At 64.9% G+C, this 19,457-nt stretch carries 23 protein-coding genes; 11 read left to right on the top strand and 12 right to left on the bottom strand.

The genetic code is table 11. The annotated features are described in order from the left end of the window. Nucleotides 1-199: 199 nt before the first annotated feature. Complete coding sequence (locus L2A60_RS06685; protein WP_235703599.1) at nt 200-1,417, bottom strand: polyhydroxyalkanoate depolymerase; 1,218 nt, start codon at nt 1,415-1,417, stop codon at nt 200-202. 301 nt (nt 1,418-1,718) lie between these two features. Here L2A60_RS06685 and L2A60_RS06680 point away from each other — a divergent pair, with 301 nt between their 5' ends. Continuing rightward, nucleotides 1,719-2,327 carry a LysE family translocator gene (locus L2A60_RS06680; protein ID WP_235703598.1) on the top strand — a complete coding sequence of 203 codons (609 nt, stop codon included), beginning with the start codon at nt 1,719-1,721 and terminating at the stop codon, nt 2,325-2,327. On the opposite strand, the gene L2A60_RS06675 is transcribed toward L2A60_RS06680, so the two are convergent. Both L2A60_RS06675 and L2A60_RS06670 read right to left on the bottom strand, forming a co-directional pair. After that, the gene (locus tag L2A60_RS06675; RefSeq protein WP_235703597.1) at nt 2,322-3,353 is read right to left on the bottom strand and encodes a sulfotransferase family protein; all 1,032 of its coding nucleotides are present in this window, start codon (nt 3,351-3,353) and stop codon (nt 2,322-2,324) included. The genes L2A60_RS06680 and L2A60_RS06675 overlap by 6 nt on opposite strands. Nucleotides 3,354-3,384: 31 nt before the next feature. Further along, nucleotides 3,385-4,200 (bottom strand): DUF3667 domain-containing protein, encoded by an 816-nt coding sequence (locus tag L2A60_RS06670; protein ID WP_235703596.1) that lies wholly within the window; start codon nt 4,198-4,200, stop codon nt 3,385-3,387. 81 nt (nt 4,201-4,281) lie between these two features. On the opposite strand from L2A60_RS06670, the gene L2A60_RS06665 reads away from it, so the two are divergent. From L2A60_RS06665 to L2A60_RS06655, 3 genes are all read left to right on the top strand, one after another. Then, on the top strand, nt 4,282-4,761 hold the full coding sequence (locus L2A60_RS06665; protein ID WP_235703595.1) for an OsmC family protein: 480 nt from the start codon (nt 4,282-4,284) through the stop codon (nt 4,759-4,761). Between the two features lie 84 nt (nt 4,762-4,845). After that, nucleotides 4,846-5,565: a GNAT family N-acetyltransferase gene (locus L2A60_RS06660; protein ID WP_235703594.1), complete on the top strand. Its 720-nt coding sequence runs from the start codon at nt 4,846-4,848 to the stop codon at nt 5,563-5,565. 55 nt (nt 5,566-5,620) lie between these two features. Beyond that, a complete protein-coding gene (locus tag L2A60_RS06655; protein WP_235703593.1) occupies nt 5,621-6,247 on the top strand; it encodes an NADPH-dependent F420 reductase in 627 nt (208 codons plus the stop codon). A gap of 143 nt (nt 6,248-6,390) precedes the next feature. Here the strand turns inward: L2A60_RS06655 and L2A60_RS06650 are convergent, their stop codons facing one another. Beyond that, nucleotides 6,391-6,663, bottom strand: a complete 273-nt coding sequence (locus L2A60_RS06650) for a hypothetical protein (RefSeq protein ID WP_235703592.1) — start codon at nt 6,661-6,663, stop codon at nt 6,391-6,393. 12 nt (nt 6,664-6,675) lie between these two features. On the opposite strand from L2A60_RS06650, the gene L2A60_RS06645 reads away from it, so the two are divergent. Further along, nucleotides 6,676-7,005 carry a hypothetical protein gene (locus tag L2A60_RS06645; RefSeq protein ID WP_235703591.1) on the top strand — a complete coding sequence of 110 codons (330 nt, stop codon included), beginning with the start codon at nt 6,676-6,678 and terminating at the stop codon, nt 7,003-7,005. A gap of 64 nt (nt 7,006-7,069) precedes the next feature. Beyond that, entirely contained in the window at nt 7,070-7,963 is an 894-nt protein-coding gene (locus L2A60_RS06640; protein WP_235703590.1) for a hypothetical protein, read from the top strand. Between the two features lie 60 nt (nt 7,964-8,023). Here L2A60_RS06640 and L2A60_RS06635 read toward each other — a convergent pair whose 3' ends face one another. Beyond that, the gene (locus tag L2A60_RS06635) at nt 8,024-8,536 is read right to left on the bottom strand and encodes a hypothetical protein (RefSeq protein ID WP_235703589.1); all 513 of its coding nucleotides are present in this window, start codon (nt 8,534-8,536) and stop codon (nt 8,024-8,026) included. A 175-nt stretch (nt 8,537-8,711) separates the two neighbouring features. Then, nucleotides 8,712-9,233 (bottom strand): MarR family winged helix-turn-helix transcriptional regulator, encoded by a 522-nt coding sequence (locus L2A60_RS06630; protein ID WP_235703588.1) that lies wholly within the window; start codon nt 9,231-9,233, stop codon nt 8,712-8,714. A 278-nt stretch (nt 9,234-9,511) separates the two neighbouring features. Here L2A60_RS06630 and L2A60_RS06625 point away from each other — a divergent pair, with 278 nt between their 5' ends. From L2A60_RS06625 to L2A60_RS06615, 4 genes are all read left to right on the top strand, one after another. Continuing rightward, nucleotides 9,512-10,438, top strand: coding sequence for a DnaJ C-terminal domain-containing protein (locus L2A60_RS06625; RefSeq protein WP_235703587.1), 927 nt, complete (start codon nt 9,512-9,514; stop codon nt 10,436-10,438). Then, nucleotides 10,435-10,758 carry a chaperone modulator CbpM gene (locus tag L2A60_RS06620; protein WP_235703586.1) on the top strand — a complete coding sequence of 108 codons (324 nt, stop codon included), beginning with the start codon at nt 10,435-10,437 and terminating at the stop codon, nt 10,756-10,758. Before L2A60_RS06625 ends, L2A60_RS06620 begins: the two co-directional genes overlap by 4 nt. A 5-nt stretch (nt 10,759-10,763) precedes the next feature. Next, nucleotides 10,764-10,889 carry a hypothetical protein gene (locus L2A60_RS20565; RefSeq protein WP_268920160.1) on the top strand — a complete coding sequence of 42 codons (126 nt, stop codon included), beginning with the start codon at nt 10,764-10,766 and terminating at the stop codon, nt 10,887-10,889. Nucleotides 10,890-11,018: 129 nt separating this feature from the next. Continuing rightward, nucleotides 11,019-11,507, top strand: a complete 489-nt coding sequence (locus tag L2A60_RS06615; protein WP_235703585.1) for a GNAT family N-acetyltransferase — start codon at nt 11,019-11,021, stop codon at nt 11,505-11,507. Nucleotides 11,508-11,515: 8 nt separating this feature from the next. Here the strand turns inward: L2A60_RS06615 and L2A60_RS06610 are convergent, their stop codons facing one another. The 6 genes from L2A60_RS06610 to L2A60_RS06585 all read right to left on the bottom strand — a co-directional run bounded on the left by L2A60_RS06610 (nt 11,516) and on the right by L2A60_RS06585 (nt 17,314). Beyond that, entirely contained in the window at nt 11,516-12,394 is an 879-nt protein-coding gene (locus L2A60_RS06610) for a ParB/RepB/Spo0J family partition protein (protein WP_235703584.1), read from the bottom strand. After that, nucleotides 12,391-13,212 carry a ParA family protein gene (locus tag L2A60_RS06605; RefSeq protein WP_316044769.1) on the bottom strand — a complete coding sequence of 274 codons (822 nt, stop codon included), beginning with the start codon at nt 13,210-13,212 and terminating at the stop codon, nt 12,391-12,393. The genes L2A60_RS06610 and L2A60_RS06605 overlap by 4 nt, the downstream gene beginning before the upstream one ends. Before the next feature lie 113 nt (nt 13,213-13,325). Further along, nucleotides 13,326-13,952 (bottom strand): 16S rRNA (guanine(527)-N(7))-methyltransferase RsmG, encoded by a 627-nt coding sequence (gene rsmG / locus L2A60_RS06600; protein ID WP_235703583.1) that lies wholly within the window; start codon nt 13,950-13,952, stop codon nt 13,326-13,328. Beyond that, nucleotides 13,952-15,670 (bottom strand): tRNA uridine-5-carboxymethylaminomethyl(34) synthesis enzyme MnmG, encoded by a 1,719-nt coding sequence (mnmG, locus tag L2A60_RS06595; protein ID WP_235703582.1) that lies wholly within the window; start codon nt 15,668-15,670, stop codon nt 13,952-13,954. Before mnmG ends, rsmG begins: the two co-directional genes overlap by 1 nt. Before the next feature lie 16 nt (nt 15,671-15,686). Next, on the bottom strand, nt 15,687-16,976 hold the full coding sequence (gene mnmE / locus L2A60_RS06590) for a tRNA uridine-5-carboxymethylaminomethyl(34) synthesis GTPase MnmE (RefSeq protein ID WP_235703581.1): 1,290 nt from the start codon (nt 16,974-16,976) through the stop codon (nt 15,687-15,689). Beyond that, nucleotides 16,973-17,314 carry a (2Fe-2S) ferredoxin domain-containing protein gene (locus tag L2A60_RS06585; RefSeq protein WP_235703580.1) on the bottom strand — a complete coding sequence of 114 codons (342 nt, stop codon included), beginning with the start codon at nt 17,312-17,314 and terminating at the stop codon, nt 16,973-16,975. The genes mnmE and L2A60_RS06585 overlap by 4 nt, the downstream gene beginning before the upstream one ends. A 73-nt stretch (nt 17,315-17,387) precedes the next feature. On the opposite strand from L2A60_RS06585, the gene L2A60_RS06580 reads away from it, so the two are divergent. Further along, nucleotides 17,388-19,430: a thioredoxin domain-containing protein gene (locus tag L2A60_RS06580; protein WP_235703579.1), complete on the top strand. Its 2,043-nt coding sequence runs from the start codon at nt 17,388-17,390 to the stop codon at nt 19,428-19,430. The last annotated feature ends 27 nt before the right edge of the window (nt 19,431-19,457 follow it).

Here is a 19,457-nt window from a genome sequence, read left to right as displayed (position 1 = left end):
CACGATCACGCAGCCCGACAGCGTGATCCCCATCCCGACGACCAGAGCCGCCGCGAAAATCCGCTTTGCCATTCCGCTTCCTCCCATGGCGCTTGAACCCCGCCCAAAGCCTGGGCTTGAAGCATCATAGCTAACCGGCGCGATGTAATCCGGCGGTTTCGCAACCCGACCAATTGTAACAGGCCCGGCCGATGCGGCGTCAATCGCTCAGCGCGATCACCTCGCGCAGCCGCGGATAAATCTCGCCCGCCCAGCGCGATCCGCTGAACACCCCGTAATGCCCGACGCCCGGTTGCACATGGCTGCGCTTGCGCGCCGCCGCGAGCCCGGAGCAAAGTTCGAGCGCCGCTTCCGACTGGCCGGGCGGGCAGATATCGTCGCGCTCGCCCTCCACGGTGAACAGGAAGGTCTGGCCGATCGCCTCCGGCCGCACCGGCCTGCCGCGCCATACCAGGGTTCCCAGCGGCAGGTCGTGGCGCTGGAACACCCGCTCCACCGTCTCCAGATAGAATTCGGCGGTCAGATCCATCACCGCCCGATACTCGTCGTAAAACCGCCGATGCGCCGCCTCGCTCGCCGCATCCTCGGTCACGATCGCGCGGAACTGCCTGAGATGCGCGCCGATATGCCGGTCCAGATTCATCGACACGAACGACGCGAGCTGCATGAACCCCGGATATACCGCGCGCCCGGCCCCGGCATAGCGCCAGGGCACGGTGGTGATCATGGTCTGCTCGAACCAGCCGATATCCCGCGTCTTCGCCAGCGCGTTCACCTTGGACGGGTTGCGTCGCGTGTCGATTGGCCCGCCCATCAGGGTCATGCTGCGCGGCGTCGCGGCATCGCCGTCCTCGGCCATCAGCGCGGTCGCCGCCAGCACCGCGACCGCCGGCTGGCACACCGCCACCACATGCGCGCCCGGCCCGAGCCGCCGCAGGAACGTCATGATATGCGCCACGTAATCGTCGAACCCGAACCGTCCCGCGCCCGGCGGAATATCCCGCGCATTGTGCCAGTCGGTGACGTAGACATCGTGATCCGCCAGCATCACCCGCACGGTATCGCGCAGCAGGGTCGCGAAATGGCCGGATAGCGGGGCCGCGATCAGCACGCGCGGCTGGACCGGATCGCCCGCCTTGCGGAAATGCAGCAGATCGCCGAACGGCGTCGCCTGCACCACCTCTTCGGTCACGCCGACCTCGCGATCGCCGACCATGACGCTGCCGATCCCGAATGGCGGCCGCTGATGCGAAATTCCGCTATTGCCGAACAGCTCCAGCGCCGCGCGCATCTCCCGCGCCATGGTGGCGAATGGCCGGGCCGGGCTGAACAGCTCCATGACCGGTGCGAAATTCCGGGCCATGAGCCGCAGCGGATCGAGCAGATCCTCCTGCGTCTGATACCAATCATACATCATCGGTGAAAATCGCCTTGAAATGAGCGGCGCATGACAGAAAGAGACACCGCATGGTTTACCGGGAGGATATCGAGCTTCCGCTACCGCATGTGGGGCCGCGCGAACGTAATCGTTAATCGCCTGGGCACAATTCTGCTTTGCATTGCCATCCTGTTTCAGCTTTTCTGTTTATCGGTCCCGGTTGCGCGCTCCCGCATGTGCCGCGCCCGTCACGCTTGAGCGATAATTTTTCGAGATTGAATGATTTTTATAAAAAAGGAAAGCGTGACATGCGGAACGGCGACAAAGCGGAACTCCATCCTTGCTGATTTTCCTCAAATCCATCGGCTTCGGCCTCGCGGTCGCCGCTCCAGTCGGCCCGATGAGCCTGATCTGCATGCGCCGCACCCTGGCGCACGGGCCACGCTGGGGATTCGCCACCGGCGCCGGCATCGCGCTGGCCGATACCACCTACGCCTTCGCCGCGGCGCTCGGCCTCGCCGGGCTGTTCGCAGCCTTCCTCCATGCCCATCAGGCCATAATCCAGGCGGTCGCCGGGCTTATCCTGATCGCGATCGGCGCCCGCTTCTGGTTCGCCCCGTTCGCCGAAAATCCGTCGACCACCGGCGCCGGCTCGATCCGCGCCGCCTTCGCCAGCGCCTATGCGCTCACCTTGGCGAACCCGCCGACTCTGCTCACCTTCGCCGCCATGTTCGCCGCCTTCGCGCCCGGCATGCGTTCCGGCGCACAAGCGGTCGCCGAAACCACGCTCGGCGTCCTTGCCGGCTCGATGCTGTGGTGGCTCGGCCTCGTCAGCCTGATCGCCCGGCTGCACCATGTCATCGGCCCCGCCGCCCGCAAGCGCATCGGCCAGCTTTCCGCGCTCTGCCTGATCGGCTTCGGCCTCGCCGCGCTTCTCGATATTCTATGATTTGCCGCGCAGCCGGTGCAGCATGGCCTGCAGCGTCCCCGTCGGCCGCGCCGTCTCTCGTGTCGCCGCAACCGTCTGCAACTGCTCGATCAGCGCATACCGCTCCACCGCGACATCGATCCAGCGCCGCAGCTCCGCCGATTTCCGCTCGATTTCCCCATCCAGCTCGCCGATCACCGGCCCGAACGCCGCCATCGTCCCCGCCATTTCGGCGCCGATCCGGTCGAGCGCCGCGCCATCCGGTTCGGCGCCTCGGCAAGCCGCCAGCGCCCAATCGTAAACATCCCTGATCCACACCGGCACGGTATCGTCCAGCGCATCGTCGCTGCGCGCATGATGCCGCAGCGCGCCCGAAAGGAACGCCTCGATCTCCGGCGCCGCCGCGCCCGGTGCGCGCGGCCACGCAATCCCGAGCACCGCGCCGATCCGCTCCACCACGCTGCGCCAATCCGTCAGAATCTGCTCATAGGTCACGAAGCAGCGCGGCAATCCGCGCGACTCCCGCTCCGCCGCCAGAAAATGCCCGAGCCACAGCATCAGCCATTTCGCCGCGCCGAAACCCTCCCGCTGGCGCAGCGAGGCGGCCACTTCCAGCGGATTGCGCACCGGAATCACCACGCAAGGCGCGATATCCAGGGTTCCCAGCACCGGCAGCCACAAATTCAGCAGCCGGCACAGTCGCGGGTCCTTCACCACCGGCAGCGCGGCAGTGCCGAACTCCTCGTCCAGCAGCGCCGCCAGCCGCTGGCGAAACGCCGCCGCCGCCGCCGATTCGAACCATGGGCCGGGCAGGGGGCGAATATCGTGCCAGACCGAGCCCGCCGCTTCGAGCGCCTCTTCATGCAGGGCGACGATTTCGCGCGGCTCCCAGAACCCCCGTTCATTGACCTCCGGCGCCGCATCCATCAGCCGTTCCGGCAGCGCCGCGCCGCACAGGCCGAGCACCCTGGTCAGCGCGGAGGTGCCGCTCCGGTGCATCCCGAGCACGAGGATCGCCTGCCGCCGCGCCGAAAGTGTCTCCGACATGCCCTCTATCTCGCCCGCCATCGCGCGCCGATCAAGCCAGCGCGAGCAGCGCCGCCGCCGCCAGCCAGACCGTCGCAAGCGCCGAATAGGCGATCGCCGTGCCGGTCCCGAGCAGCAGCATCCGCACCACCGTCCCCGCTTTCGAGGTCCGGTAGACGCCGCGCATATGCACGAACAGGTGGATCGTCATCGCCGCCAGCGGCAGCAGCACCAGCAGGTCCGGCCAGCCCTCGGGCATCGCCACGATCAGCGTCAGCATCACCAACTGGAACGCCAAAGACTGCATCGCGAAAATCAGGTGATCGTAGAACGCCACGCCGCGCCGCAGGGGAAAGATCAGCCGCAGCACCGCGGCCCCGACCGGCACGGTCAGAAACGCGAACAGCTCCGCGCTGTGGCGCAGTTCGCGCAACACCTGCGCGCCATGCGCATTGAGAACCGCGCTCGCGCGCAAAAGCCAGCCCGGCATGGCGGCGGTTTCCCTGGTCTTCGGAACGCCGAAAATCACCGACACATGGGTATTCGCGAAAAACAGGAACAGCACGAGCGCGATGACGAACAGCTTGAACGGCCCGAACTGGCTCACCCGCTTTCCCGCCAGATAATCCCGCGTCAGCCCCGCCGGATCGAAAGCCAGCCGCCGCACCGTCCGCAGAAACCGCCCATCGGTTTCCAGCGCCGCCTCGACCGCCTCCACGGCCAGCCGCTTCACCGACCGGTGCACCGCTTCCGCGTGCTGCCCGCATTCATGGCACCACGGCCCGACCCGCGCCGTCCCACAATTCAGGCACGCATCGCCCGCCAGCGCCCCGACTCCGGCGTCCATTTCATGCGGGACATGATCCATCTCGGCCTCGTCAGGATTGGAACCCCGCGTTAAGCAGGGCCGGATCCGATCGCCTATAGCATCGACCGCCGGAGAGCCGCCATGCCAACGAAAACCCATCACTACCGCACAAATCTGCGCTGGACCGGCAATACCGGGCAGGGGACCCGGAGCTATCGCGGCTACGCGCGCGACCACGAGATCGCCGCCGCCGGCAAGCCCGCCATCCTCGCCTCGTCCGACCCGGCGTTTCGCGGCGACCCCGCGCGCTGGAACCCCGAGGAGCTGCTGCTCGCCTCGGCTTCCGCCTGCCACCAGCTCTGGTATCTGCATCTCTGCGCCGTCGCCGGCGTCACCGTCCTCGCCTATGAGGACGCCGCCGAAGCCACGATGGAGGAGGAACCCTCCGGCGCCGGCCAGTTCGCCGGCATCCTGCTCCGCCCCACCGTCACCATCGCCGCCGATTCAAACCCCGAAACCGCCCGCGCGCTCCACCACGAGGCCAACGAGCACTGCTTCATCGCCCGCTCGCTCAAAACCCCGATCCGCCACGACCCCACCATCATCGTCGCTCCCGGCTAATACCAAATCTCACGAGCCCCGACTCATGAGATTTGGTATGCGCGCGGGTTGGCGGCCGCAAACATTGCCGTTATCCTCGCCGTCATGACCCATCGCACCAACCATTACGGCCAGCCGATCGGCGCGCCCCTGCCGGACTGGACGCCGCGCATCGCCCCGCCGCGCACACCGATGACCGGGCGTTACTGCGCCGTCGAACCGCTCGACCCCGCCCGCCACTCTAACGATCTGTTCGCGTCCTTCCTGGCCGCGCCCGACGACCGGGACTGGACCTATCTCTGGACCGAACGGCCCGCCGACCGCGTTGCATTCGACCATGAGATCGAGCGCGCGGCTTCAGCCGAGGACCTGATCACCTTCGCCATCGTCGACCACGCCACCGGCCGCGCCCTGGGCCTCGCCTCCTATATGCGGATCGACCCCGCGAACGGATCGATCGAGATCGGCTCGATCAATTTCTCCCGCGCCCTGATGCGCAACCGGGCAGGGACCGAGGCGATGTTCCTCATGATGCGCCGCGTCTTCGACGAACTCGGCTACCGCCGCTACGAGTGGAAATGCGACGCGCTGAACGCACCCTCCCGCGCCGCCGCCGCGCGCTACGGCTTCCGCTTCGAGGGGATTTTCCGTCAGGCGATGGTCACCAAGGGCCGCAACCGCGACACCGCCTGGTTCTCGATCATCGACGGCGAATTTCCCGCGATCCGCGCTGCCTTCGAAGCCTGGCTCGCGCCCGACAATTTTTCTCCCGACGACACCCAGCGCGCCAGGCTCGCCGCCTTCCGGGATACGGTTTTAACGTGAATCCGGCGCGCCGGCCCGTTAAGGTCGGCGCCGCGACAGGCGAAGGAGCGGAACCATGCGGATCGCGATCATCGGCGCGGGCAATGTCGGCGCCGCCCTGGGCAACGGATGGCTGAAGCGCCGCCACGACGTGCGCTTCGGCGTGCGCGCGCCGGCCGATCCGAAATACCGCGACCTGCCGGCGAATCGCCTCGCAACGCCCGCCGAGGCGGCGGCGAGCGCCGCGGCGGTCGTGCTCGCCACCCCCTGGCCAGCGACCGAGGCCGCGATCCGCGATCTCGGCGATCTGTCCGGCCGGATCGTCATCGACTGCACCAACCCGCTCGAAATGACCGCGGAGGGACTCCGCCTCGCCCTGGGCCATGACCGCTCCGGCGGCGAGCTGGTCGCCCAGTGGGCGAAGGGCGCCTCGGTGTTCAAGGCGTTCAACACCACCGGCGCCGCCAACATGGCGGATCTCTCCGGCTACGGAACCGCGCCCGCGATGTTCGTCGCCGGCGACGACGCGGACCGTAAACCGTCGGTCATGACCTTGGCCCGAGACCTCGGCTTCGAGCCGATCGACGCCGGCCCGCTCCGCATCGCCCGCCTGCTCGAACCCCTCGCCATGCTGTGGGTCGACCAGGCACTGTATCGCGGCGCCGGCCCAAACTTCGCCTTCGCGGTGATGCGGAAGAGTTGAGGCGGGAAGAGTCGAGGCGGAGCGCGCGAACCCGTGCGGCATCATCATCGAACTATAAAGGCGACAGTGCGGGGTTCATTCATAATCCCCGAAATATCCCTTTGTGGTGACCTTCGAGTAATGATTCGAGTATCGTTCTATTTTCAATGATGAGAAATGTCCGAATCGGAAAAATGCGCTTGACTCCGCATCGAATCTGGATTTTCGTTTTCGAAACGTCCAGCCTCCTTTTTGGCCTGCCCGGATTCACAATAGGCGAACAACGGAGTTACATCACCTAGATGCACCCCCGGCCAGAGCGTTTGGTATCCGTTATTATCGGCATCGCTCTGCTTTCCCTTGTCTTTGTCTTTCCTGCCCGCGCCGATGTTACCGGTGGCGACTTTCAGGTAATGGTACCGGGCGTTTTCGAACATCTAATCGACTTCATGGTCACGCTCGACCTAGCGCTCTTCGCGCTCGTTGGATATTTTGCCAAGGACAGACTGGCAACTTCCGGTTGTATACGTTGCCTTCAGTATTTAACACTTCTTCTCTTCTCCCTTTCCAGTGGTGTGTCATTGTTCTATGCATATTTCGGTCATTTGGAAATTGCCGCTCAGTTGGTGGGTGGTGCATTTGATTATCGACATTTGCATGACTATTATTTTCAGGCGTTGACTCTCATCATCGCCGCAATTTTTGTTGCCTTCTTTATTTCCACGATCTTTATTGACAACCGCAAGAAAATTGTCACCCCAAAAGAAGACAATGCGTAATTTTGTATTTGCGGTCTGCGTCGCTCTCGCACTATTGCCACCCGCGCGTGCGGCGGAAACACCCTTGACGCTATCGATCAATCTCGATTGGACCGGATTCGCAAGGCAACGGAAACTCGCTGCTTTTCTTCAGAATGAAGGGCATCTGCCGCTTCCGATGATCTATGTCGGCGGCAAGCTTCGCGCGCTGTTACCGTCGGAATTCGTCATACGACGCAATACGAAGGCGCTGCACATAGATATCGGGATTCCGCAACTCGTCGAAAGGCCAATCTACAAAATCGACATCACTCCGGGCCGCTCCGAAAAACTTGTGATCCAGACGGAATCTCTCGATCTAACCATGTTCCCGTACGACCCCAAGCTTGATCTCCATCTCCGGGGGCACGCTGTTCTTCTCAAGAAACTTATCCACGCCAAGACGACGATCTCGCCACGCGAAGGCGTATATCATCTGTCGCTCCCAGCCGCGCCATTTGCGGCCCTCACCGATTTCACGATGGCCACGGAAAAGGGAATGACTCGCAACCGAGTGATTCCACTCGTACTTGAGCGCAATGGACGCTTTTACCGCCCGTTCACGAGTCTCGCGCATCAGCATTCAACGAAGACCTACGTTGAGGCCCTGAATGCGCAAGCGACTCCGGGAATATATAGGAAAACAGTCGATAGAGGATGGTTCACATTGCTGCTGTGCATCAAGTGTTCCCTCGAACCGTCTCCCCCTGAATTGATCCGGCTCGAATCAATCCCGAGCGGCGCCCGGATATACGTCAATGGCACCAGACAAACCTTTTCCATGACAGACACCGTCATGCAGGAATCACGCGAGCTTTTGGCGGACATAATTCTTCGCAAGAGCGGGTATCGCGACTGTCCCGTGCATCCTCAGAAGGTCAGGAACCCAGCCAAAAACGGCATATCATACGATTTCATGTGCCGCTTGCAGAAAAATTAGCAGTGGGTCAGATCCAAACCGACCGGGTCAGTTTCAGCCCGCCCGTCACACCGTTCTCGGTTATTCAGTCGCGGCGATCAACCTCGGCGCGCGCGCGGGTCGCAGCAGCAGCCAGAACGCGAGGAGGTGCGTCCAGAAAAGCGCAGGTACGTAGAGAATGAGGATCGCGTAACCCGCCCCGAGCTGGCCGGCCACTGACGGCAGATCCAGGCCGATCGCGTGCACCGTGGCCATAATGAGGTCGGCGAGGCCGACCAGATTGAACGCCCAGACCAGCGGCCAGAACAGGAAGCGCACGCGCACCGTCAGCAGCGCGAGGATTGCGAGCAGCGCGGTGGCGAAATCGCCGTAAGCCGCCGGCGTCGCGAAGGCCGCCGGCAGGTTCGGCCCGACGAATCCGGGCAGCAGAAAGACCAGGCCGAAGAAACGGAAACTGTGCAGCGTGGCGATAGCGCGCTGCGCCTCGACCCGATCCATCGCCCGCAGCCGCGGCCAGACGTAAGTCGCGATGCACAACGCCCAGGCGAGATAGCCCAGCGCCATGTCGATCAGGAAGATGTTTTTCACCAGCATGCCCGCCCTCCTTGCCCGCGGCGAACGCCTGGGCCACCCGGCATCCGTCTCTCGTTGCGCGTTGATCCGCCGGAGCCAGTACCGATGGCTGATTCAGCCAGACGGCATGCAGCCCCTAAAAAGCTGTATATGCAGCTAATAGCCTGGGCCAGTTCCCCCGTCCAGAACTATTATTTTATTCGGGCTTGCGCAGCTTTTCGCCCGCCAGACTGAGCAGGCCGCTCAGCGCCAGAGTGGCCTCGGCGCCCACCGTCCGGTGCAGCTCGTCATCGGCCGCTCGCCATAACGGCATGGCCTGGGCAAGACGGTCTCGCCCGGACATCGTCAAGCGGATACACCGTGCGCGACGGTCGCGGCGATCCGGCTCGATGCGGACAAGGTCCTGGGCCTCAAGCGGCTTCAACGTTCGGTTGAGGGTTGTCGGGTCCATGCCGACGATGGTCGACAGCTCCTTCATGGTCATCGGCGGGCGCCACAGCGAACAGCCGTAAACCTGCGCCATGACGCCGAACTGGCCGACCGTCAGCCCAACCGGCTGAAGATGGGCGTCGAAAATCTGTGTCGCCATTCGGCCCGCGCGGCGCAGCCGCAAACAGGTGCATCCAGCGACATCGCGGATATCCACCCCGCCGATCATCCGCCTATCCGAGGCGGGAATCGACACCCACGGCGCATCATCGGAATCGCTGACGATCATCGCGTCTCCCTGCATATGCATATATAATCATGGCGTCCACACGTCCACGGTCACCGCACCGGAGCGATCGAAGGCACGCGCCGCGGCTAGAGCAGGGTAGGTTTTGATTGAACCATGGGGTTCGATCAAAACCGGCCAACTTGCTCGCCAAAATATGAGTAGAGCGTGATCGGCTTGAACCGATCACGCTCTAAATCAATCACCAGCTCCACCCCGTGACACCACCGCTTAGCCATGATTACATCCATCGGCGCGTCGCGAACCGATGAGGAGCAACCGTGGACGATCCCTACCAAACTCTCGGCGTCGCGCGCGATGCCAGCCAGGACGATATCCGCCGTGCCTTCCGCAAGCTCGCCAAGGCGCACCACCCCGACCTCAACCCCGGCAACGCCCAGGCCGAGGCCCGGTTCAAAGCCGTCACCGCCGCCAACGAAATCCTCTCCGATCCCGAAAAGCGCGCCCGCTTCGATCGTGGCGAAATCGACGCCCAGGGCCAGGAACGTCCTCAGCATCCCTCATACCGCGACTACGCCGAGGCCGAACCCGGCCGCCGCTACGGCCCGTCCGGCCCGCAACAAACCGCCTGGAGCGCCGAAGACATCGAATCCATCTTCGGCACCATGTTCGGCGCCGGCGCCCGGCCTCGCACCGATAGTCCTCTTCGCGGCCAGGACGAGCGCTACACCCTGCCCACCGGCTTTCTCGATGCGGTCAACGGCGCCACCACCCGCCTCACCCTGCCGGATGGCCGCACCCTCGACGTCCGCATCCCGCCCGGCACCGAGGACGGCCAGATCCTTCGCCTGCGCGGCCAGGGTACCGCCGGCTGGAACGGCGGTCCCTCGGGCGACGCGCTGATCGAAATCCACATCGCCCCGCACCCGATCTTCCGGCGCGACGGCAACGATATCCGGCTCGACCTGCCGGTCACTCTCGCCGAAGCCGTGCTCGGCGGTCCGGTCGAAATCCCCACCCCCGGCGGCAAGGTGCGGATGCGCGTGCCGCCCCATTCGGATACCGGCACCGAGCTTCGCCTGCGCGGCCGTGGCGTTCCCGCCCATGCCGGCCAAAGCGAGGGCGATCTCTACGCCACGCTGCGCGTCGTCGTGGGCCAGCCCGACGCCGCGCTCGAAGCCTTTCTGCGCGACTGGAAGCCCGAACACCCCGCCAATCCGCGCGCGGCGATGGAGCCAGGCCCATGATCACCATCGAGGTTCTCATCACCCGGCTTCCCGGCCTGCACCGGCAGGACATCGAACGCTGGATCGGCAATCAATGGGTCCGGCCCGACCGCGATGCCGGGCACTACGTCTTCCGCGACATCGATGTCGCGCGGGTCCGCCTGATCCGTGAATTGCGCGACGATCTTCAGGTCAACGAGGACGCGCTCCCCGTCGTTCTCTCGCTGCTCGACCAGCTCTATGATCTGCGCCGCCGCATCGCCGAACTCGGCGACGCCATCGCCCGCACCGCACCGGACGACCTTCGCCGAACCCTCGCCGACCACCTCGCCAAACTCTGACCCCCGTGACATCCCAAACCCGCGATCTGATCGAAAAGCGCAAGCAGGGTAGACCCCGCGCCGATATCATGGCCGCTTATCAGGCGAGCCACGGAAAATTCGGGCCGCTTTACAAGAAATTGACCGAATGACGGACAATGCATTCATCATCGGTCTTTATCAGGCCGACACGTTCGAGTTCGGGCGATTGGCCGACTGGCTCCGCGCCAACGTAACGCTCATACCCTCGGCCTGAACCGTCTGTCATCTTATTTGAAGCCATGTCCCTCCTCATTCGCCCCGCCGCTCCAGACGATCATGATGCCCTGTTGTCGCAGTTTCTGGGTTTGAATCGATATGAACACGCGATCTCGGACGATCGACGGTCTGATCATCAGGGCGCATTGGAGTCTTTGGAGGGCGCCTGGAGAAATATTGCCGCAAAGGGCGGCAGCGCGCTGGTTGTGGAACTCGATGGACGAGTCGTCGGTCATCTCTTCCTCCTATTCGAAGAAGACGATGTTTTTATCCGAGATGACGTGCGATCGTATGGTTATATTTCCAGCCTATTCATCCAGGAAGCCATGCGTGGTTCCGGGGTCGGAAAAGCTCTTATGGTCGAGGCGGAGCGTATTGCCGCGGCTCGGGGCGTTCACCGTCTTATGCTGTACGTATTGGCGGAGAATCCCAACGCCCAACGTTTTTATGCCGATGCTGGCTTCGCGCCACATGGACTGGAAATGATGAAGCCGATTGCTGACAAAACCTGAACCCGCGCCTATTGCCGCCCGTTCAGCAGCGCCAGAATTCCGTCCAGCTGATCGAGACCCTCATAGGCCAGACTGACCGAGCCGCCCTTTCCGTTGAACGAAATCCGCACCCGCAGCCCCAGCCGCTCCGACAAATCCCGCTCCAGGGCACGGGTTTCCACATCGGTTTCATAGCGCGCCCGCGCTGGCGGCGGCTTCGGCGTCAGCGCGGTCTGCGCCAGCAATTCCGCCTGCCGCACCGTCAATCGGTTCGCCAGGATCGCCCGCGCGCCGGCTTCCGGGTCCGGGTGCTGCATCAACGCGCGCGCATGGCCCGAGCTCAGCTCGCCCGATTGCAGCGCCGTCTGCACGCTGCGCGGTAAATTCAGCAACCGCAGCATGTTGGTGATATGCGGGCGGGATTTCGCCACCGCCACCGCCAGATCCTCCTGGATCATTCCGAATTCGTCCAGCAGCCGCTGATACCCTTCTGCTTCCTCGATCGGATCGAGATCCTGACGCTGCAAATTCTCGACCAGCCCGGCCGCCATCGCGTCCGTGTCGGACAGCTCGCGCACCAGCACCGGAACCTCGTGCAGCCCGGCGCGCTGCGCCGCCCGCCAGCGCCGCTCGCCCGCGATGATCTGATATTGCCCCGGTTTCGCCGGATGCCCCCGCACCAGCAGCGGCTGCAACACCCCGCGCGACTTCAGCGACGCCGCCAATTCCTCAAGTGCCGCCTCGTCCATCGCCCGGCGCGGCTGGAACGGCCCCGGATGCAGCGCCGCGATCGCCACGGTGCGCGCCCCTTCGGCGGGCATCGCGTGCGGCGTCAGCGCCGACGCGGCGCTGCCCATCAATTCGACGAGTCCCTTGCCCAGCCGGCGCGGCTGTTCCTTCACGCTCATACTTTTGTCTCTTGGTTCTGGCGGCGCAAAAATTCCGCCGCGAGGCTGACATAAGCCTGCGCCCCCGGCGAGCGAAAATCATACAGCAGCACCGGCTTGCCGTGGCTCGGCGATTCGGTCACCCGGATATTGCGCGGAATCGCGGTCTCGAACACGCTCTGCTTGAAATAATCCCGCACATCCTCCGCCACCGCCTGCGCCAGATTGTTTCGCCGGTCGAACATCGTCAGCACCACCCCTTCCAGCGCAAGGCGCGGATTCAGCGTGCGCCGCACCAGCTCGATCGTGCGGGTCAACTGGCTGATCCCTTCCAGCGCGAAAAACTCGCATTGCAGCGGAATCAGCACCGAAGACGCCGCAACCAGAGCATTCAGTGTAAGCAGCCCGAGGCCAGGTGGGCAATCGACAAACACATAGCCGAACTGGCCGGCCAGCCCCGGCTCCGCCAGCGCGCGCTCGACCAGCCGTTCCCGCGAATCCACCTGAGAAAACTCGATATCCGCGCCGATCAGATCCTCGGTCGCCGGAATGATCAGCAAGCCCGGCACTTCGGTCGGCAAAACCAGCGATGCCGCCGCCGCCTCGCCGGTCATCAGCGCGTAGCTGCCCATCCCGCGCTCATCCGCGCCGATGCCGAACCCAGTACTGGCGTTGCCCTGCGGGTCCATATCGATCACCAACACCCGCTCGCCGGTCGCGGCCAGGGCGGTCGCGAGATTGATCGCGGTCGTCGTCTTGCCGACGCCGCCTTTCTGGTTGGCAATCGCAATAACCCTAGTGTTCCGATTTGGAAGTTCGTTACCACCAATACCCGTCACGTTACGAACTTCCAAATCGAGAGGACACTAGTAATCCTATGATTCTAGTGTGGTTTTTTGTTCTGAAGTTCCTAAAATCGCGGCCGCACATCCGCAGGAATTTCAGAACCACACTAGGCTGCACGGCGCAACTCACTGATACGGAGGATCGTGGCGTCCGCGTCCGTTTGACTCGGAAACCGCTCGACCCTCATGTGCCATTGCAGCACCGCCGCGGTCAATTCGGTCTCCATCCCGCGCCCTTTCGGGAACAGGCATACCCCGCCTTCGGCAAGCAACGGGTGGGCATACTCCAGCAACGCCGGCAGCGGCGCCAGCGCCCGCGCCGTGACCAATTTTACCGGCGCCACCGTCGCTTTTTCGATACGCTCGGCGATCACAGCAGCGTTCAATCCCAGTTCCGCCACCATGGTCTGCAGAAACGCCGCCTTGCGCCGATCCGCCTCGATCAGCGTCACATGGATGTCCGGCCGTTCGATCGCGAGCACCAGCCCCGGCAACCCGGCCCCGGAACCGAGATCGGCCGCGCAGTCCACGTCACTGGGAATCAGCGGCAAAAGCTGAAGAGAATCAAGGATATGCCGCTGCCAGATCGCCTCATCATTGGCATCCTTCCGGGCGATCAGGTTGATCCGCTCGGTCCATTTTTTGATCGATATCGAATAGTATCGAAGTGGTTCCTTTGTTTCACGTGAAACAAAGGAACCAAACCGGACCTTTTTTTCGGCCTCGATCGCCATCACGCGGCGAGCGCGCGCGGCTTGCGCAGCGCCGCGAATAGCGCGCCCAAAGCCGCCGGTGTCATTCCCTCCAGCCGCCCCGCAACCCCCAGCGAGGCGGGTCGGAATCGCTCCAGCCGCGCCAGCAGCTCCGTCGACAAACCGCCCACCGCGCGATAATCGAAATCACCCGGAATCAGCACCGCATCATCCTTCTCGCGCGCGCGGATTTCCGCCGCCTGCCGCGCGACATACCCGGCATAGAGCCGGTCCGCCTCGACGATGTCGCGCGCCCGCACCCCTGCCGCGCCACTCGCAATATCCGCCCGCAAGCCTTCGAACGCCTTGCGCCGCGCCGGACCGACGCAGCCCCAAGCGATCCCGCGCGGCGTCAGCCTGATATCGGCATTATCCGCCCGCAGACTCAGCCGGTGCTCGGCGCGCGAGGTGAACATCCGATATGGTTCGGTCACGCCGCGCGTCACCAGATCGTCGATCAGCACGCCGATATAGCCTTCGGCCCGCCCGACCGTGACCGGTGCCGAGCCTCCCGCGCGCCGCGCGGCATTGATCCCGGCGACGATCCCCTGCGCGCCGGCTTCCTCATAGCCGGTGGTGCCGTTGATCTGTCCGGCGAGAAACAGGCCGGCCACGCGCTTCAGCGCCAGATCATGGGTCAGTTCGCGCGGGTCGATATAATCATATTCCACCGCATAGCCGGGACGGAGCAACACCGCGCGCGACAGGCCCGGCATGGTGCGGATGAACGCTTCCTGCACCTCGACCGGCAAACTTGTCGAAATCCCGTTCGGATAGACCGTGTCGTCGTCCAACCCCTCCGGCTCCAGGAACACCTGATGACGGGACTTGTCGGCGAAGCGAACCACCTTGTCCTCGATGGAGGGGCAATAGCGCGGCCCGATCCCTGCGATCCTGCCGCCATACACCGCCGAGCGGTGCAGGTTTGCCTGGATGATCGCGTGGGTCGCGGCGGTGGTTTCGGTGATCCGGCACGAAATCTGCCGGTTTTCGATCCACTCGGTCAGCAGGCTGAACGGCGTCGGCGGGTGCTCGCCCTTGTCCTCGGGCAGCGAGTCCCAGTCGATCGATTTTTTGTCCAATCGCGCCGGCGTGCCGGTTTTCAGCCGGCCCAGCGCCAATCCGAGCCCGAGCAAGCGCGCGGCCAGCGCGTTCGACGCCGCATCGCCCACCCGGCCGCCGGCTTCGGTGCGATCGCCGAAATGCAGAAGACCGCGCAGGAACGTCCCCGTGGTCAGAACCGCCGTCCTGCACGCGATTCGTGCGCCATCGGCGGTGAGCACCGCCGCGAGCGATCCGTCCGCGGCAAGTTCCAGGTCCGCCGCCTCGCCTTCGCGGAGCGAAAGATTGGGTTGATCGCGCAGCCTCGCCTGAACCGCTTCCCGATACAGCGCCCGATCCGCCTGCGCGCGCGGGCCGCGCACCGCCGGGCCCTTGGCGCGGTTGAGCATCTTGAAATGGATGCAGGCGGCATCGGCGGCGCGGCCCATGATGCCATCCAGCGCGTCGATCTCGCGCACCAGATGGCCCTTGCCGATCCCGCCGATCGCCGGATTGCACGACATTTCGCCGATCCGGTCGAGACGGTGGGTCAGTAGCAGGGTGCGCGCGCCGATCCGCGCCGACGCGGCCGCCGCCTCGGTTCCGGCGTGGCCGCCGCCGATCACCACCACATCGAAGTTTTGCTCCGTCTCGCTCATGGCGCCGCCTATAGCATTATTTGCCGATGCAGAAGCTGGAAAACACCTGATCGAGCACGTCTTCCACGCCAATCACCCCGGTCAGGCGAGCGACGGCATTGGCGGCGAGTTGCAATTCCTCGGCGCGCAGTTCCGGCGCCGAGACCGCCATCGCCCGATCGAGCGCCGCAACCATGTCGCGCAGACAGGTCATCTGCCGGGGTCGTGGCAAGGCCGGACCGGCGCCGCGATCGGTCAAATCCATAACCCGCGCCTTCAGAATTTCGATCAGCGTGGCCATGCCGGCGCCGGTTTTCGCGCTGACCGCCAAAGCATTGTCAGGCGGCGCAAAAGGAAGATCGGATTTGGTCGCGACCAGCAAGGTTTCGATACCAGGCGGCGCTTCAGGTGCCATAAAATCCGGCGGAGCAGAAATGAGAAGCAAAAAATCGGCGCGGGCGCCATGAGCGCGCGCGCGGCGCACGCCTTCGGCCTCGATGGCGTCGGTGGACTCGCGCAGCCCGGCGGTATCGATAAGGCGCACGGGCACGCCGCCGAGATCGATGCGCACGCCGATCGCATCGCGCGTGGTGCCGGGGGTTTCCGAGACGATGGCGACCTCTTCGCCCGCGATCGCGTTGACCAGAGTGGATTTGCCGACGTTGGGCGCGCCGAGCACCACGATGTCGATGCCTTCGCGCAGCCGTTCGGCGGCAGTGCCGGCACCCAGAGCAGCGACGATCTCGTCGCGCAGCGTCGCGATGGCAGCGAGCATCGCGGCTTCGACCTCGGACGGCAGGTCTTCGTCGGAAAAGTCGATCAGGGCAGCCTGGCGCGCCATCAGCCCGACCAGCGCCTCGCGCCATGCGCCGATCGCGCGGCTCATCGCCCCGCCCGCCTGATCGAGCGCCAGACGGCGCTGGGCCTCGGTTTCGGCGTCAATCAGATCGGCGATGCCCTCGGCTTCCAGCAGGTCGAGTTTGCCGTTGCCGAAGGCGCGGCGGGAAAATTCGCCGGCTTCGGCGGGGCGCGCGCCGAGAGCGACCAGCGCATTGGCGATGGCGGACCGCACGGCACGTCCGCCATGGACATGGAGTTCCGCGTAATCCTCGCCGGTATAGGAATTCGGCGCCGGAAACCGGAGCAGAATCCCGCGATCGAGTACCGTGCCGTCGGGAGCGCGAAAATCGCGCAGCGCGGCGCGGCGCGGCTTCGGCAAAGTGCCGGCGAGGGCCGCGATCAGCGCGTCGGTGCCCGCGCCGCTGATGCGGATGAGCGAAATCGCCCCACCGATCCCGCTGGCGGGAGCAAAAATGATGCCGATCATTTGGCTTGGGCTATTTCGGCGGGCAGCATCAGCTCCGCGATGGGGTTGCCGTCGCGGATATCCTCGATCAGCACGCGATCGACCGCATCACGATCGGGGATGCGATACCAGGTGCCGCGCGGATAGATGACCATGGTTGGGCCGTGCTCGCAGCGGTCGAGGCAGCCGGCGGCGTTGATCCGAACCCCGGCAAGGCCGAGTTCCTTGGCGCGGGCTTTCATGTAATCGCGCAGTTTTTCCGAGCCTTTCGCAGCACAGGAGCCGCGCGGGTGGTCGTCCGGGCGGCGATTGCCGCAGACGAAGACGTGGTTGGTGAAATAGGGTGGCTGATCGGTCATCCGGGGGTCTCGCGCTTTTGCTGTCGGCTGCTATCTACCGATGGAACCATGATCCTGGAAGCGCACAGACCCGATGACCGGAAACGCCCTCGCCGCCGCAACCTCGCCCTATCTGCTGCAGCACGCCGACAATCCGGTGGATTGGCGGATGTGGACACCCGAAACCCTGGCGCGCGCGGCGGCGGAGCAGAAGCCGATTTTGCTCTCGATCGGCTACGCCGCCTGCCATTGGTGCCACGTGATGGCGCATGAGAGTTTCGAGGATGCCGAGACAGCGGCGCTGATGAATGCGCATTACGTGAGCATCAAGGTGGATCGCGAGGAACGGCCGGATATCGACCATATCTATATGGCGGCGCTGCAGGCGATGGGCGAGCAGGGCGGCTGGCCGCTGACCATGGTGCTGACGCCGGAGGGCGCGCCGATCTATGGCGGGACGTATTTTCCGCCCGAGCCGCGCTGGGGCCGGCCGTCGTTCCGCCAGGTGCTGAGGGGCGTCGCCGATGCGTGGGCGAAGGACCGGGCCAGGCTGGAGCAGAGCGGGGAGTCGCTGATGCGGCGGATCGTGGCGCAGGCGGCGCCGGCACCGGCCGGACCGCTGACGCCGGGCGATCTGGATGCGGTGGCGGAGCGGTTCATCGGCATGGTCGATTGGACGGATGGCGGGCTGAAAGGCGCGCCGAAATTCCCGAATCCGCCAATTTTCCGGTTTCTCTGGGGCGAATACGCCCGCACCGGCCGGCACGAGGCCGGAGCGGCGGTCGCGCTGATGCTGGCGCGGATGGGCCAGGGCGGGATTTATGACCACCTCGGCGGCGGGTTTTCGCGGTATTCGACCGACGCGGAATGGCTTGTGCCGCATTTCGAGAAAATGCTCTACGACAATGCGCTGCTGCTCGATCTGCTGGCGCTGGCCTATGCCGCCGAGCCGGATTTTTTGCTCCATGCGCGCGCCGCCGAGACGGTCGAATGGCTGTTGCGCGACATGCCGGCTTCGGAAGATCCGGCGCCGAGCGGGGCGGTGGCGTTCGCCGCCTCCGAGGATGCCGATTCCGAGGGCGAGGAAGGGAAATTCTATGTCTGGACCCGGCAGGAGCTGATCGACGCTCTCGGTAACGATTTTTCAACCTTCGAGGCGCATTATCCGTGTCCGGCACAGGGCAACTGGGAGGGGAAGATCATTCTGACCCGCGCGACGCATCCCGAGGATGCGGCGACGGAGCGCAAGCTGGCGGAATTGCGCGCGCGGTTGCGCGTGGTGCGGGACCGGCGGGTGCGGCCGGGCCGGGACGACAAGATACTGGCCGACTGGAACGGGCTGGCGATCGCCGCGCTGGTGCGGGCGAGTGCGGTGTTCGGGCGGACGGATTGGCTGGAAACGGCGGTTTCGGCGTTCCGGGCGGTGATGGCGTTGCTGGGGCGGGCGGATGGCCGGGTCGATCATGCGTATCGGCGGGGCAGGATTTCGGCGGCTGGACTGCTGGACGATCAGGCGGCGATGCTGCGCGCGGCCTTGGCGCTGTATCAGGCGACCGGCGAAGCGGCGTATCTGGCGCGGGCCGAGGCGTTGGCGGCGGCAACGGAGCAAAAATTCGGCGACGGCGCCGGCGGGTTTTTCCTCACCGCCGACGATTCGGGCGATCTGCCTTGCGGGATGCGGCCGCGCGGCGGGTTCGACGGGCCGACACCCGCCGGAGCCGGGCTGATGGCGGAAGGCTATGCATGTCTGTATCATCTGACGGGCGGAGCGGACTATCGCTCGCGCGCGGAAGCGCTGATCGCTGCCCATGCCGGCGAGCGGCGGGCTTTGGCCGCCTATCCGACCCTGCTCGCCGCGGCGGCGCTGCTGGATGCGGCGACCAGCGTGGTGATCGTCGGCGATCGGGGCGATGCGCGGTTCGCGTCGCTGCATCGGGCCGCGCTGGCGGGGTTCGATCCGACGGTCGTGGTGCTGCCGGTGGGCGATGCGAGCGGCCTGCCGGTGTCGCATCCGGCTCATGGCAAGGCGAGCGGTACGCCCGCGGCCTTCGTCTGCGGGGGCAATGTGTGTTCGCTGCCGGTGCACACGGCGGATGCGCTCAGGGCCCAGGTTTCGTCCCGCCGCGACGCGATGTAAACCATATCTTAACGAAATTGAGAGATA

The sequence above is a fragment of the Acidiphilium iwatense genome (genome assembly GCF_021556475.1).
GTDB classification, from domain to species: domain Bacteria; phylum Pseudomonadota; class Alphaproteobacteria; order Acetobacterales; family Acetobacteraceae; genus Acidiphilium; species Acidiphilium iwatense.
Note: the sequence above shows the minus strand (reverse complement) of the source record. Positions and strands in the feature narration are given on the sequence as shown.

Coding starts and splice junctions, on each gene's coding strand:
- L2A60_RS06620 (WP_235703586.1), top strand. CDS start 10,435: ATGATCACCATCGAGGTTCTCATCACCCGGCTTCCCGGCCTGCACCGG.
- L2A60_RS06585 (WP_235703580.1), bottom strand. CDS start 17,314: ATGACCGATCAGCCACCCTATTTCACCAACCACGTCTTCGTCTGCGGC.
- rsmG (WP_235703583.1), bottom strand. CDS start 13,952: ATGGCGATCGAGGCCGAAAAAAAGGTCCGGTTTGGTTCCTTTGTTTCA.
- mnmE (WP_235703581.1), bottom strand. CDS start 16,976: ATGATCGGCATCATTTTTGCTCCCGCCAGCGGGATCGGTGGGGCGATT.
- L2A60_RS06580 (WP_235703579.1), top strand. CDS start 17,388: ATGACCGGAAACGCCCTCGCCGCCGCAACCTCGCCCTATCTGCTGCAG.
- L2A60_RS06670 (WP_235703596.1), bottom strand. CDS start 4,200: ATGGATCATGTCCCGCATGAAATGGACGCCGGAGTCGGGGCGCTGGCG.
- L2A60_RS06645 (WP_235703591.1), top strand. CDS start 6,676: ATGGTCACGCTCGACCTAGCGCTCTTCGCGCTCGTTGGATATTTTGCC.
- L2A60_RS06635 (WP_235703589.1), bottom strand. CDS start 8,536: ATGCTGGTGAAAAACATCTTCCTGATCGACATGGCGCTGGGCTATCTC.
- mnmG (WP_235703582.1), bottom strand. CDS start 15,670: ATGAGCGAGACGGAGCAAAACTTCGATGTGGTGGTGATCGGCGGCGGC.
- L2A60_RS06655 (WP_235703593.1), top strand. CDS start 5,621: ATGCGGATCGCGATCATCGGCGCGGGCAATGTCGGCGCCGCCCTGGGC.
- L2A60_RS06665 (WP_235703595.1), top strand. CDS start 4,282: ATGCCAACGAAAACCCATCACTACCGCACAAATCTGCGCTGGACCGGC.
- L2A60_RS06630 (WP_235703588.1), bottom strand. CDS start 9,233: ATGATCGTCAGCGATTCCGATGATGCGCCGTGGGTGTCGATTCCCGCC.
- L2A60_RS06660 (WP_235703594.1), top strand. CDS start 4,846: ATGACCCATCGCACCAACCATTACGGCCAGCCGATCGGCGCGCCCCTG.
- L2A60_RS06675 (WP_235703597.1), bottom strand. CDS start 3,353: ATGTCGGAGACACTTTCGGCGCGGCGGCAGGCGATCCTCGTGCTCGGG.
- L2A60_RS06685 (WP_235703599.1), bottom strand. CDS start 1,417: ATGATGTATGATTGGTATCAGACGCAGGAGGATCTGCTCGATCCGCTG.
- L2A60_RS06610 (WP_235703584.1), bottom strand. CDS start 12,394: ATGAGCGTGAAGGAACAGCCGCGCCGGCTGGGCAAGGGACTCGTCGAA.
- L2A60_RS06615 (WP_235703585.1), top strand. CDS start 11,019: ATGTCCCTCCTCATTCGCCCCGCCGCTCCAGACGATCATGATGCCCTG.
- L2A60_RS06650 (WP_235703592.1), bottom strand. CDS start 6,663: ATGTTCGAAAACGCCCGGTACCATTACCTGAAAGTCGCCACCGGTAAC.